Raw genomic sequence first — 13,501 nt, 5'->3', positions numbered from 1 at the left:
TATCGCTGGCAAGCCAGCTCCCACAATTTTTTGCAGTGTCTGGAAGGGATCGTTACTTCTTCGCGACAATCACCGCCCGCATTGGCGCCGGCAGCCCTTCAATCGTCTTGCTGTGATCTTCCGGATCCAGGAAATCACTCAGCGACTGATACTTCATCCACTCGGTCCCGCGCTGTTCATCGACCGTTGTCATGCTGACATCCACGCAACGAACGTCGGTAAACCCGGCACGACGCAGCCACAATTCCAGCGCCGGCACCGATGGCAAGAACCACACATTACGCATCTGCGCATAGCGGTCTTCCGGCACCAGCACCTGATGCTTGTCGCCCTCGACCACCAGCGTCTCCAGCACCAGCTCGCCACCCTTCACCAGGCAATCCTTCAGCGCCAGCAAATGCTCGATCGGCGAGCGACGGTGATAGAACACACCCATGGAAAACACCGTGTCGAAACCTTCCAGATTCGGCGGCAGGTCTTCGAAGGGGAACGGCAGGTGCCAGGCATTCGGCTCTGACAGATAACGCTGTACCGCCTGGAACTGGCAGAAGAACAGCCAGTTAGGATCGACGCCGATCACGCTGTCGGCGCCGGCACCGAGCATGCGCCACATGTAATAGCCGTTACCGCAACCGACATCGAGGATGCGTTTGCCCTTCAGATCCAGATGCGGAGAGACCCGCGACCACTTCCAGTCCGAGCGCCATTCGGTATCGACGTGCACACCGAACAGATCGAACGGCCCCTTGCGCCACGGCGAAAGCCCCATCAGCGCGGTGCGCATTTGTGCACGGGTTTCATCGTCGCAATCGGTATCGAGTTTCAAACCGTTGAGCAAGTCGACTTCGCTCGGCTGGATCTTCGGCAGGGCGTCCAGCGCACTTTGCCAGCGCTCGAGATCGCCGTGGCCTTTCTCCATTTTCTTGTCGAGCTGCACTTGCAGGGTATTGGCCCATTCGGCCAGCGGCGTGCCGGCCAGCCGGCGGGCGAGGGGGGACAGATCAATCATGGCAAGGCAATCAACGAGGCAAAGTTGAGACACTGGAACCACGGCACGACTTTCGAGAACCCGGCGGCCAGCAGGCGCTCGCGGTGTTCTTCGAGGCTGTCGGGCTTCATGACGTTTTCGATGGCGCTGCGCTTCTGGGCGATTTCCAGTTCGCTGTAGCCGTTGGCGCGTTTGAACGCGACGTGCAGATCGGTCAGCAGCGCATGTTCTTCGGCATCGTTGAAGCGCAGCTTCTCCGACAGAATCAGCGCGCCGCCCGGCAGCAGCGACTGGCGGATGCGCGACAGCAACGCCGTGCGCTGTTCCGGAGCAATGAATTGCAGGGTGAAGTTCAGCGCCACTACCGAGGCCGGTTTGAAATCGACGGCGAGGATGTCGCCTTCGATCACCTCGACCGGCAGCAGCTCCTGGAACATCGAGTCCTGACCGTTGAGATACTCGCGGCAGCGCTCGACCATCGCCGCCGAGTTATCCACCGCGATCACCCGGCAACCGTCGGTTCGCACGTGTCGGCGCAAGGCTTGAGTGACGGCGCCGAGGGACGAACCGAGGTCGTAGAGCACGCTGTTCGGTTGAGCGAACTGCGCCGCGAGCACGCCGAGGTTCTCGACGATGGTCGGGTAGCCTGGCACCGAGCGCTTGATCATGTCCGGGAACACCCGCACCACGTCTTCGTTGAAGGCGAAGTCAGGCACCTGGGCCATCGGCTGGGCGAATATGCGATCGGGTTCTTTGCTCACGGCGGTTCCGGCGGTGTCGATGAAAAGGCCGGCATTTTAGCCAAACTGGCGCGCAGATGCGCGGGTTGTCTGATAAACCGTGTAGCGGGGCGTGGGGGGGGAGGCCTTGTGTGAATTGGCTTCATTCTGTTGTTTGAGGACTTCACACGTCTTCAGACTCAGGCTCTGGCAACCGCAGGGTTTGCCGCCTGAGTCTGACGTTTATATCTGGGAGAGTTTTTTGATTATCGACGGCGCGAATTGGTGGTGCTCCAGTTCACGTCGAACAGCCCATTTACTCTGATACCGGGGTTGTTGCCACCCGCGTAATCCTCTTTCGTCTGAATGTCGTACACACCGTAAATGTGCTGGGACGCATGATCGACCGTGAGCTTCAGGGTCATGGATATTGGGGTGTAACGGATATTGACCCAGCCAGTCAGTACTCCGACTTGAACGACAGGGCTGTCGAGCGAGTATTGCCCGCTTGTGATAGCAGGATCAAATCGAAAGATCATTTGCTCAAGTTGATGCTCCCAGTCGTCCCGTGCCCCAGTGATTTCGAGATACCTTCCCGAGTATCCCTGCGCATAGTAAAACTCGCCTGCCTCACCGCTATCAATTTGGTAAGTGAACGTATTGGCCGTCGAATTGGATGAACCGCTCTGAATGCCCATATTCAAAATCCTCTGATGTGCGACAAAAGGAAGTAAAGTCGCTGGCGCAGTTTAAAATTGGACAAAGCGGCTGATAACTGTCAGAACTTACAGTTTTTAATTCTACTTAATTATGGGTGGCGGATTTTTAGTTCAAATATATCTATCTCTATTTTGGAAAGTGGAGGCGGTGATGAACACGAACGCTAACGCGCCAGAGCATGGCGCTGATAGCGGTGCCGTAGACGATCACCGGCACGGTCAACGGCCCGAGTCCACTGGGAATGAGGATTCAGGCACCTGGGCCATCGGCTGGGCGAATATGCGATCGGGTTCTTTGGATCCCGCCAATAGCAATAGTTTTTCCATCGGTTATCAATAAAAGACTTTCGGCATTAAAGTTATCAATACCATTTACACTGGCGGTCAAGGTGCCGGTTGCCATTTAGGGCGACGTGTTGTTTGGTGAATTCATGATCAGATCCTTTTAATAGCCTGAAAACTTTATTGTCTTTAGGGCTGGCTGATCTTATGAAGTTGGAAAATGAGCGTCTGCTGTAATAAATGACAGTGCTTTAGATCGTTGCGTAATAAAATATGCCGACACAAGCTTAATTTGTGTCGGAGTATAAATTTTTTTGGTTTCTCGCAAATGCCGATGCCGCAATCCCCCACTGCCCCAACCAGTAACTGAGGATGATCACGTAAGGTGCGGCATGAAATGGTGCGACAAACCGGTTGATGCCGATCACGCTGTCAGAGAACACGAACGCCACCGCGCCACCCGCCGCGAGCAGCGCTGAGCGTTGCGGTACGCCGCTGCCGAGTCGGGCGAGAGCGCGCCAGAGCATGGCGCTGATGGCGGTGCCGTAAACGATCACCGGCACGGTCAGCGGCCCCAATCCGCTGGAAATCAGGATACCCAACAACACGGCGCCCACACTGAGTGCCAAAATCAGCGGCAGCAGGGCCAGGCGCCGGCAATCGCTGAGGTAAGCCTTGAGGTACGACAGATGCGCCAGCAGAAACGCCCCCAGGCCAAACAGAAAAAGATCCCCCGGCCACGCCAGCAATACATCGCCGACTAGCGAGAAAATCAGACCGAGGCTGATCCAGCGCCGATAGTCGCTGGGTGGCGCGTCATGCAGCCAGCCGAGCAACGCCAACACCGGCAAGGGTTTGACCAGCAGACACAGCAGCACCGCATGGGTGCTGAGGCCATAGAGAAAGGTCACTGCGCCCATCAGCGCCAGGATCAGCCAGCCCACGATCAGTTCACCGAAATGGCGCAGTCAAAGGTGTCCACTGGCAACACTTCCGGCGCCCAGGGTTGCTGTGAAGTCAGGCGCAGGCGCCCGGTGCCGGTGGCGAAGGCCTGGAAGCGCCAGGTCGACAGGCCGGCCGCGCCGACCACGCCGGCATCTTCCGGGTTGCTGTAGACCTCGGGACTGAGGGCGCGCAATACGCCGCCGGCCGAGTCCTGGATGGCCCAGCGGTAACCGGTAGTCGGGTTGCTCGGGAGCATGACGATCAGGTTTTGCCCGTTGCTCAGCCGCACTGGGCATTCGCTCTGTTTTTCCACGGTCACGTTGGTTTTCGGTTGCGTGGCGCAGGCGGCCAGCAGGGCGAGGGACAGTGGGACAAACAGGCGAAGGGTAGACATGGATTCAGTGGCTCCGGCGTTGGCGACGAACGGCGAGCATAACTGAAGATGAGACAAATTGTGACGACGAAGGACGCGATTCAGGGGCCTTTCGCTGTGAGTGATGGAGATCTATCTGTGAAGTTTTTCAAGAGAATCCACAGATAGAGTCAATGCCTAGACATGGTGGATCAGAATACTTCCGAAGCCTGAAATTTTACAGCTCTGGTCAAGTAAGCCAGAAGTTGCATCCAGTTCTATTTTTGATACATCGTATTTGAACAGGTTGCTTGATAATTTGGTTATTGTACTTTCCAGCTCTTGTTGAATGTTGTTGTAATGCACTTGGTTCAATCCATTTTTTCCCAATGTGCTTTGGATGATAGCGGTAACTATGGGAGCTTCCTCTTGAGAGATTTTGAAAGTGATTCTCTGTTTGGATGCAGAGTTTTCCGTCAGAATGTCCAGTTCTGTGGTTTTTCCGTCAGGCGTCCAGCCATCCACGATCTCCGTTTCAATTTTTTTTGAAGAAAAGCTTAATCCTTCAGCTTTGATATCGATCGTTAATTGAAATTTCGCGGTTACAACAACAGCGTTCAGGTTTGACATGATCTTGTCGCTCTGGGTTGTCGTTTGGTTTATTGCATTTCATCAATCAGGAGTTTTGCGGTTCCTGTTATTGTGCGCTTGTGATCGCCATCATTAGAGAGTGCCTCAAAACTTAATTGGGTTATCTCAAAAAAGGATGTCGTGGGTGTCAGTTGTGTTTTTATTGAAGTGATCATGGAGTTGGAAATTTCAAAGGAAAAAAGTTCCCTTGAAGGTCTGTGGTCTGCAGTGTTCCTGTACTCATGATAACCAACGACTTTAGGGTTGTCGGGGTCTACAAGCGAGATTTGCACTTGAACTTCACTGGCTTGTCCCTTGTATTGAACCAAATCGATACTAACGCTGTTGCTCAATCGACTGAATGCTCCTTCAGGGGACATTTCGAGGTCGGTGAGCGGGGCAGGGATGTTTGCTATTGTTCCGGTTCTTTTAAAGTCAGCTTTTCCGCTTGCGAACAAATATTTGATTTGCTGGGGCATGATGGCGGCCTGCTCGTTGGATCGAGCAGGCAGTGTGGTTTTCCAGGAATGATATTGAAACTGTCAGATATGACAGTTTTTTATGCCTTTTTATAATTATGGCTATCGCTGTTTTTTATAGGGAGAAGGCCTCGTCCAATGGGCGGGGCCAGTCTTCAAATTAGAAAAGCACCTTCGCCACATCCGAAAACTTCTTGGCGAAATGCACAGTGATGCCTTCCTTCAAGTAATCCGGCAGTTCCTCGAAGTTACCCCGGTTCGGCTCCGGCAAAATCAACTCGAAAATCTTCTGCCGTCTTGCCGCAATTACTTTCTCACGCACCCCGCCAATCGGTAGTACATGGCCGGTCAGCGTCAGTTCACCGGTCATGGCCACGCCTTTTTTCGGCGGCTGATTACGGGCGAGGGAGAGCAGGGCGCTGGCCATTGTCACGCCGGCGCTTGGGCCGTCTTTCGGTGTAGCGCCTTCCGGTACGTGCAGGTGGACGAAAGCTTCGTCGAAGAATTTCGCGTCACCGCCGAACTGTTTCAGGTGCGAGCTGACGTAGCTGTAGGCGATCTCCGCCGACTCCTTCATCACATCGCCCAGTTGCCCGGTTAGTTTGAAGCCACGGTTGAGTGTGTGGATGCGCGTGGCTTCGATCGGCAAGGTCGCGCCACCCATGCTGGTCCAGGCAAGTCCCGTGATCACGCCGGTGCCGGACAGCACTTGCTCGTTGCGGAACACCGGATGGCCGAGGGACGCTTCGAGGTCTTTCGGGCCGATCTTGATCGCCGCTTTCGGGTCGTCGATCAGCTTCATCACCGCTTTGCGCACCAGTTTGCCCATCTGTTTTTCCAGCTGGCGCACGCCGGCTTCACGGGCGTAACCGTCGATCAAGGCTTTGAGCGCCGGGTCGCTGATACTCAGGCTGCCCTTGGACACGCCGGCCTTTTCCAGCAGTTTCGGCCACAGGTGGCGCTTGGCGATGGCGACTTTTTCTTCGGTGATGTAGCCCGACAGGCGAATCACTTCCATCCGGTCCAGCAACGGGCCGGGAATCGAATCCAGGGTGTTGGCGGTGCAGACGAACAGGACTTTCGACAGGTCCATCCGCAGGTCCAGATAGTGGTCGAGGAATTCGACGTTCTGTTCCGGGTCGAGGGTTTCCAGCAGCGCCGAGGCCGGGTCGCCCTGGTAGCTCTGGCCCATCTTGTCGATCTCGTCGAGCATGATCACCGGGTTCATCACTTCGACGTCTTTCAACGCCTGTACGAGTTTGCCCGGCTGCGCGCCGATGTAGGTGCGGCGGTGGCCCTTGATCTCGGCTTCGTCGCGCATGCCGCCGAGGCTGAAGCGGTAGAACGGCCGGCCGAGCGATTCGGCGATCGATTTGCCGACACTGGTTTTACCCACGCCCGGCGGGCCGACCAGCAGCACGATGGAGCCACTGATCTCGCCTTTGTAGGCACCGACCGCGAGGAATTCGAGAATGCGGTCCTTGATGTCGTCGAGGCCGGCGTGGTGTTTGTCCAGCACCTTGCGCGCGTGCTTGAGGTCGAGTTTGTCCTCGCCATACACGCCCCACGGTACCGAGGTCGCCCAGTCGAGGTAATTGCGGGTGACCGCGTACTCCGGCGATCCGGTTTCGAGGATCGACAGTTTGTTCATCTCTTCTTCGAGGCGCTTTTGTACCTGCGTCGGCAGGACCTTGCCTTCCAGACGCTGCTCGAACTGTTCGAGGTCGGCGCTGCGGTCGTCCTTGGTCAGGCCCAGCTCTTGCTGGATGACCTTGAGCTGTTCCTTGAGGAAGAACTCGCGCTGGTGCTCGCCGATTTTGCGGTTCACTTCGGCGGAGATTTCTTTCTGCAGGCGCGCGACTTCGACTTCCTTGCGCAGCATCGGCAGGACTTTTTCCATGCGCTTGAGCATCGGCACGCAGTCGAGCACTTCCTGCAGCTCATTGCCGGTCGCCGATGTGAGGGCGGCGGCGAAGTCGGTCAGCGGCGACGGATCGTTGGGGCTGAAGCGGTTGAGGTAGTTCTTCAGCTCTTCGCTGTACAGCGGGTTGAGCGGCAGCAGTTCCTTGATCGCGTTGATCAGCGCCATGCCGTAGGCCTTGACCTCGTCGGTCGGCTCGGTGGGCTGGTGCGGGTATTCGACTTCCACCAGATACGGCGGGCGATGGTGTTTGAGCCAGGTCTTGATGCGCACACGACTCAGGCCCTGGGCGACGAACTGGAGTTTGCCGTTTTCGCGGCTGGCGTGGTGCACCTTGACCAGGGTGCCGTATTGCGGCAATGCCTTGGTGTCGAAGTGGCGCGGGTTTTCCTGGGGCGTGTCCATGAAGAACAGGGCCAGGGAGTGGTGTTCGGATTTGCTGACCAGTTCGAGGGTTTCGGCCCAGGGTTCTTCGTTGACGATGACCGGCAAGACCTGGGCCGGGAAGAACGGGCGGTTGTGGATCGGGATGATGTAGACCTTGTCCGGCAGGTTCTGGCCGGGCAGGGCCAGGCCTTTGCCGGGGACGTGGTGTTCGATGTGTTCGGCGTCGGTTTCGGTGATGTCGTCGGGGGTTTCGGGGAATTCTTGCTGGTCGCTCATGGGGCACCTGCGCAATTGGGTATGGCTGTTAGATGGGGCAGGCTTTTGGTGGTTTCAATGGGGGTGGGTGTTTCTGCTTGTGTGTTCAGGGTTTTGACAGGGTTTTGAGCTTGGTGGCCTTTGGGCCGGCCATGCTGCGGTTTTATCGAGTACATATCCGTTTCTTCGGGGGCGCCCGCTGGCCGTTTCGCCCTTACGGCGAGGCACTTTTTTCAAACGCCAAAAAAGTACCCAAAAAGGCTCGTCCCGGCGTTCGGCCCTCGCAGGCTCGGGTTCCTTCGCTCCGGCGTCCCTCCGGGGGCATCGACTTCGTCGATGAGTTCGGCTTCGCCAAACGGCGCTGCGCGCCAATCCCCGGATGAACACCTCCACTCAGCCTTCCGAAGGGACGGGTGGATCAAGATCAAGAGCTTTGTCGAGCTAACGCTCATCCTGTTTTTTGGGGTGCCATGCGCGGGTTGGTCGACCGGGGAATGGAACCTGGCAGGGCGTAGGCCCTCCCGCGCATGGCTGTAACTTGATCGTTCCCACGCTCTGGACTGCCCCCAAAGCCTATCCGCCACATTTCCGAGCAACAACCGACGCGACATGTCAGAAACATCCCCTGCAAACACCCCGTCTGTAGGACATACACACCCCGTTTAAAAAACTGCAGCCCACAAAAAAAGGCGACGCCCCTCACAGGGCGTCGCCTTCTTTCTTACTGCCGTTACAACTTATTCCGGCAGTTTGTAGGCAATCACATAGTCACCCATCTTGGTGCCCAGCGAGCCGTGACCACCCACCACAAGCAGGACGTATTGCTTGCCGTCCTTGCCGGTGTAGGTCATCGGAGTCGCTTGGCCGCCGGCCGGCAGGCGCGATTTCCACAGTTCTTTACCGGTGTTCACGTCGTAGGCGCGCAGGTACTGGTCGAGAGTGCCGCTGAGGAAGCCGACGCCGCCGGCGGTGACGATCGAGCCGCCCATGCTTGGCACGCCCAGGGTGAAGCCGATCGGGATTGGCGAGCTGTCGCGGCTGGTGCCGTTTTTGCGTTTCCAGACGACTTTGCCGGTGGTCAGGTCGATACCGGCGACGTAGCCCCAGGCCGGGGCCTGGCACGGTACGCCCAGGGGCGACATGAACGGGTGCATGATCACGGCGTACGGCGCGCCGGTGTTAGGTTGCACGCCAGCGGTTTCGCTCTCGCGTTTGCTGCCGGCCGCGACTTTTTCGCGTGGCACCATTTTCGAGACGAAGGCCATGTAGTTCGGGCTGGTGAACAGCATCTGGCGAACCGGGTCGACCGAGACGCCGCCCCAGTTGAACACGCCGACGTTACCTGGATAGATCAGGCTGCCCTGTTCAGACGGAGGCGTGTATTGGCCTTCGTAGCGCAGTTCCTTGAACTGGATGCGGCACAGCATCTGATCGAACGGGCTGGCGCCCCACATGGCTTTTTCGGTCAGTTCCGGGGCCAGCAGGTTCAGGTCCGAGCGGGCCTGGGTCGGGGCGGTGTGGTCGCCTTTCACGGCGCCTTGCGGAACCGGGATCTCGCGGATCGGGATGATCGGCGTGCCGTCGCGACGGTCGAGGACGTACAGGCTGCCCTGTTTGGTCGGGGCGATCAGCGCAGGCTTGATGCCGTCGGCGGTTTTCATGTCCAGCAGGGTTGGCTGGCTGCCGACGTCCATGTCCCACAGGTCGTGGTGGGTGAACTGGTAGTTCCAGCGCACTTTACCGGTGGCCAGGTCCAGAGCCACGACGCCGGCGCTGAATTTCTCGGCGCCCGGGGTGCGGTCGGCGCCCCACTGGTCAGGAGTCTGGTTGCCCAGTGGCAGGTAAACCATGCCGAGTTTTTCGTCGACGCTGGCCAGCGACCACATGTTCGCCGAGTTGCGGCTGTAGGTTTCGCCCGGCGCCAAAGGCTCGGTGGCGTCTGGCTTGTCGCTGTCCCAGTTCCAGACGAGGTGACCGTCACGCACGTCGAAAGCGCGGATCACGCCCGATGGCTCGTTGGTCGATTCGTTGTCGGTCACGTGGCCGCCCATGATCACCAGATCACGGGTGATTGCGGCCGGCGAGGTGGAGTAGTAGCCACCGGCGGTGAACGGGCCGATACCTTGGGTCAGGTCAACCACGCCTTTATTGCCGAAGCCTTCGCAGATTTTGCCGGTGTCGGCGTTCAGTGCGATCAGGCGGGCATCGGCGGTCGGCAGGTACAGGCGACGCGGGCAGGCCTGGGCGACGGCTTTGCCGGCTTCGGAGATGACGGCGGACGCGGCATTTTCCGACTTGGCGTAAGCGGCTTCGTCGTAGTACGACACGCCACGGCAGGTCATGTGGGCGAAGCCCTTGAAGCCGACCGGGCTCTTGATCTGCGGGTCGAAGCGCCACAGTTCCTTGCCGGTGTCCGGGTCCAGCGCCAGCACTTTGCTGTGGGCGGTGCAGGCGTAGAGCATGCCGTTGGCTTTGAGCGGGGTGTTTTCGTTGGTCAACTCGACCGGGTCATCGGCAGTCGGCAAGTCGCCGGTCTGGATGCGCCAGGCTTCCTGCAGCTTGCCGACGTTGGCCGGGGTGATCTGCTTCAGCGGCGAGTAGCGGTCACCGAACTCGGTGCGGCCGTAGGCCTGCCAGTCGCCGTCCGGCATTTGCGGCGCGGTGCTGGTGGTGTCGGCGGTCTCGCGACCCAGTTCGCCGAAGGTTTCGCCAGGGTGGGTGAACAGGCTGGCCAGGGCAGTGACGCCGGCCAGAATCACGGCTACGGTCAGACCGCCAGTGCCCATCGGCGCAGGACCGTTGAGCAGCAGTGGACGACGGAACCACGGCAGCAGCATTACGAAACCGAGTACAAACCACAGTGCCAGGCGCGGCACCAGTTGCCACCAGTCCAGGCCGACTTCCCACAGCGCCCAGACGGTGCTGGCGAACAGCACGATGGCGTACAGGCCCAATGCGGCGCGACGTCGCATCAGCATCAGAATGCCGGTCAGCGTGATGCCGATACCGGCCAGCAGGTAATACAGCGAGCCGCCGAGCGTACTCAGCTTGATTCCCCCGGCCAGCATGGCCAGGCCCATCAGCAGAAGCAGAATGCCGAGCAGGTTCGGCAGAAGACGGCTTCGACTCGAAGCACCTTCAGTGCTCATAGTGTGATTCTCCGTGACGTTAATGTAGTCCCGCGCTGTAGTCACTTTAGATGACGATTGGGCGCGGGCATGGTTCAGATAAAAACTTGTCTTGCTATCGAATTTTTCTTCGATCCCTGTGGGAGCTGCGGTGTCGGTTAGAACGACGACTGAATCTTGATCCCGCCGATCAGTGCGTCATCGACCTTGTCAACACCGCCCGGATGGCGGATGTATTGCAGGTTCGGGCGCACGGTCAGCCAGTTGGTGACGTGCACGCCGTAGTAGAGTTCGGCGCTGTATTCGGTGTCCTGCGGTGGCAGGAAGGACGGATCGTCGTAGTCGTAGACAGCGCGGGCCTGGTTGGTCGCCTCGGCGTTCTTGCGGTAGGCCGGGTTGACGTGGACGCGGGCCAGGGCGAAACCGATGTCGTCCTTGGCGCGGGCGTCGAACAGGCCTTTGTAGACCACGCCGGCCTGGACGTAGTTGTCGATGGCGTTGGTCTTCTTGTCGTGCATGGTGCCGTTGGCGAACACGCTCAGGCCACGGGAGTTGTCGCTGGCGACGCTGGTGATCTGCTGCTGCACGCCGAGCCACACGCCGTGCTTGCTCGAAGCGCTGCGATAGGCTTCGCCGCTCAGGGCCGCCGGCTGGCCGTTGCTGTCTTTATAGGCGTCGGTGGCCTTGGCGTTGCTGTAGTAGTAACCGGCGCGGTATTCGCCCGGCAGGCCGTTGAGCTTGGGCTTCCACACCAGTTCGATCGGCAGGATCGCGCCCTGGGTGCCGCTGCCGCTGAGCTTGAAGCCGTTACCGCGATCGAGGTTCGACGGGTTCTGCTCGTAGGCGCCGACTTGCGCGTACAACTCCGGCGTCAGGTGATATTTGACGCGCAGCGCCCATTGGCTGACCGGCCAGTTGTACCAGATGCCGCCGACCCAGTTGCCGACCTGTGAGCCGCAGAACGCCAGGTTCTGGAAGTCGCACGGGAAGCTGTTGAAGTCTTCGCCTTCACCGAAGCGACCGACCTTGATGTCGAGCTTCTGGTCGAAGAATTTCTGCTGGTACCACATCTGCGTCAGGCGAGTGGTCTGGCCACGGCCCCAGACTTCCTGGGCCGAGGTGAAGCCGCCGACGCGCGGGTCGTTGATGCGGTCGTTGCTGATGTTGTTGCCGCTGCGTTTGGTCACGGTCAACTGGAATTCGGCGTCGTTCCAGCCGAGCAGTTTTTGCAGATCCAGATGGGTGCCGAGGCCCCACTGGTCGCTGTAGCGTGCGGTGCGGTCATGGTCGTAGCCGCCGTGCAGGTTGCTGCCCATTTCGCCGGTGTAGTCGAGTTTGAAGTCGATACCTTTTGCCGCGAGTTCACTGCGGGTGCCGTTCCAGTCACCGAGCATCCACGGTGATTCACTGTCGAAGGCCGGAGCGGCCTGGGTGCAGGTGGCGAGGCCAAGGGCGGTGCAGCCGCCGATCAGGCGCAGGGTTGAGATAGCGCTGTCTCGGGAGAACGGAAAATCGGGCATGAATTGGGTCTTTCTTGATCTTTTTTGGGGAATAAGCTGGCCGCTACGATTTGACGCAGGCAGTGAAGCGGTTCAGCAGAAGGGCGGCAGGATAATGTCCTGTTACAAAAACACAAAGGGCTTTTGCTGACATGAACCCTTTCGGATTCGGTAACAGTGCGGCAATACAGCGCATTGCAGGCGTTGGCGCAGGCTGCGATCTTCTTCGGTTGGCCTACATTTAACCCAAGGCCTTCCACCCGCCCATGCCCTCGGCTAAGGTGCGCGGCTTCTGCATTTTTACTTCGCCCAAAGGCCCGGCATGAACGACCACAACCCCGATCCGCTGCACGGCGTGACCCTCGAACAGATCCTCAATGCGCTGGTGACCCACTACGAATGGTCGGGGCTGGCCGAGCGCATCGACATCCGTTGCTTCAAGAGCGATCCGACCATCAAGTCGAGCCTGACCTTTCTGCGCAAGACGCCTTGGGCGCGGGAGAAAGTCGAGCGGTTGTACGTGAAACTGATGCGCACCAAGCGTCCGCTCTGAGATGAACGCCGTCTTGCGGCGACGCCTGATCACTTCGGTTGCGGTGCTGGGCTGGGCCGGGCTGGGAATTCAGCTGTACCTGATTTTTTTCGCCCGGCTGAGCGTCGGCGCCAGCCTGCTCGGCGGGCTGGTGAGTTTTTTCAGTTACTTCACCGTGCTCACCAACACCCTGGTGGCGGTGGTGCTGACCTGCGCGGTGACCGAGCGCGAATCCGCCGCGCGCCGCTGGTTTCGGCAACCCTGGGTCAGCAGTGGTATCGCGGTGAGCATTGCCGTAGTGGGACTGGCCTACAGCATTCTGCTGCGACATCTGTGGCACCCGCAGGGCTGGCAGTTTATCGCGGACGAATTGCTCCACGACGTAATGCCGCTGCTGTTTCTGGCTTATTGGTGGTTGTGTGTGCCGAAGGGCACTTTGCGTGTGAAGCACCTGCCGCTGTGGCTGATTTATCCGCTGGTGTACTTCGCCTATGCATTGCTGCGCGGGCATTTGCTGGGGGCTTACGCGTACCCGTTCATCGACGTGGCACTGCTGGGTTATCCACAGGTGTTTGTCAATGCCGGGGGGATTTTGCTGGGGTTTGTGCTGATAGCGTTGCTGGTGATCGGGATTGATCGCTGGCAGGGGCGGCGCCTTTAGCAGC

Annotated in this window: 12 protein-coding genes and 1 pseudogene; 2 read left to right on the top strand and 11 right to left on the bottom strand. The window is 58.7% G+C overall.

The window, feature by feature from the left end; translation table 11 throughout:
* Window positions 1-52: 52 nt before the first annotated feature.
* From cmoB to QLG12_RS01900, 11 genes and pseudogenes are all read right to left on the bottom strand, one after another.
* Window positions 53-1,009: a tRNA 5-methoxyuridine(34)/uridine 5-oxyacetic acid(34) synthase CmoB gene (gene cmoB, locus QLG12_RS01950; protein ID WP_236193473.1), complete on the bottom strand. Its 957-nt coding sequence runs from the start codon at window positions 1,007-1,009 to the stop codon at window positions 53-55.
* Entirely contained in the window at window positions 1,006-1,713 is a 708-nt protein-coding gene (gene cmoA / locus QLG12_RS01945) for a carboxy-S-adenosyl-L-methionine synthase CmoA (RefSeq protein WP_236193704.1), read from the bottom strand. Before cmoA ends, cmoB begins: the two co-directional genes overlap by 4 nt.
* A gap of 260 nt (window positions 1,714-1,973) precedes the next feature.
* Entirely contained in the window at window positions 1,974-2,405 is a 432-nt protein-coding gene (locus QLG12_RS01940; protein WP_197868459.1) for a hypothetical protein, read from the bottom strand.
* Window positions 2,406-2,595: 190 nt separating this feature from the next.
* A pseudogene (locus tag QLG12_RS01935) lies at window positions 2,596-2,676 on the bottom strand (lysoplasmalogenase); the annotation flags it as partial.
* 319 nt (window positions 2,677-2,995) lie between these two features.
* Window positions 2,996-3,652: a lysoplasmalogenase gene (locus QLG12_RS01930; RefSeq protein ID WP_282473788.1), complete on the bottom strand. Its 657-nt coding sequence runs from the start codon at window positions 3,650-3,652 to the stop codon at window positions 2,996-2,998.
* Between the two features lie 2 nt (window positions 3,653-3,654).
* Complete coding sequence (locus QLG12_RS01925; protein ID WP_197868461.1) at window positions 3,655-4,047, bottom strand: protease inhibitor I42 family protein; 393 nt, start codon at window positions 4,045-4,047, stop codon at window positions 3,655-3,657.
* A 156-nt stretch (window positions 4,048-4,203) separates the two neighbouring features.
* Window positions 4,204-4,635 carry a hypothetical protein gene (locus QLG12_RS01920; protein ID WP_282473787.1) on the bottom strand — a complete coding sequence of 144 codons (432 nt, stop codon included), beginning with the start codon at window positions 4,633-4,635 and terminating at the stop codon, window positions 4,204-4,206.
* Window positions 4,636-4,664: 29 nt separating this feature from the next.
* Window positions 4,665-5,114 (bottom strand): hypothetical protein, encoded by a 450-nt coding sequence (locus QLG12_RS01915; RefSeq protein WP_197868463.1) that lies wholly within the window; start codon window positions 5,112-5,114, stop codon window positions 4,665-4,667.
* A gap of 160 nt (window positions 5,115-5,274) precedes the next feature.
* The gene (gene lon, locus QLG12_RS01910) at window positions 5,275-7,698 is read right to left on the bottom strand and encodes an endopeptidase La (protein WP_282473786.1); all 2,424 of its coding nucleotides are present in this window, start codon (window positions 7,696-7,698) and stop codon (window positions 5,275-5,277) included.
* A 716-nt stretch (window positions 7,699-8,414) separates the two neighbouring features.
* Window positions 8,415-10,826: a glucose/quinate/shikimate family membrane-bound PQQ-dependent dehydrogenase gene (locus tag QLG12_RS01905; protein WP_197868464.1), complete on the bottom strand. Its 2,412-nt coding sequence runs from the start codon at window positions 10,824-10,826 to the stop codon at window positions 8,415-8,417.
* 137 nt (window positions 10,827-10,963) lie between these two features.
* A complete protein-coding gene (locus QLG12_RS01900) occupies window positions 10,964-12,325 on the bottom strand; it encodes a carbohydrate porin (protein WP_197868465.1) in 1,362 nt (453 codons plus the stop codon).
* A gap of 301 nt (window positions 12,326-12,626) precedes the next feature.
* On the opposite strand from QLG12_RS01900, the gene QLG12_RS01895 reads away from it, so the two are divergent.
* Both QLG12_RS01895 and QLG12_RS01890 read left to right on the top strand, forming a co-directional pair.
* Window positions 12,627-12,857, top strand: coding sequence for a VF530 family protein (locus tag QLG12_RS01895; protein ID WP_007956650.1), 231 nt, complete (start codon window positions 12,627-12,629; stop codon window positions 12,855-12,857).
* Between the two features lies 1 nt (window position 12,858).
* Window positions 12,859-13,497, top strand: a complete 639-nt coding sequence (locus tag QLG12_RS01890; RefSeq protein ID WP_197868466.1) for a Pr6Pr family membrane protein — start codon at window positions 12,859-12,861, stop codon at window positions 13,495-13,497.
* Window positions 13,498-13,501 lie beyond the last annotated feature (4 nt).

The organism is Pseudomonas sp. V88_4, from assembly GCF_029967985.1.
GTDB lineage: Bacteria > Pseudomonadota > Gammaproteobacteria > Pseudomonadales > Pseudomonadaceae > Aquipseudomonas > Aquipseudomonas glycinae.
Note: the sequence above shows the minus strand (reverse complement) of the source record. Positions and strands in the feature narration are given on the sequence as shown.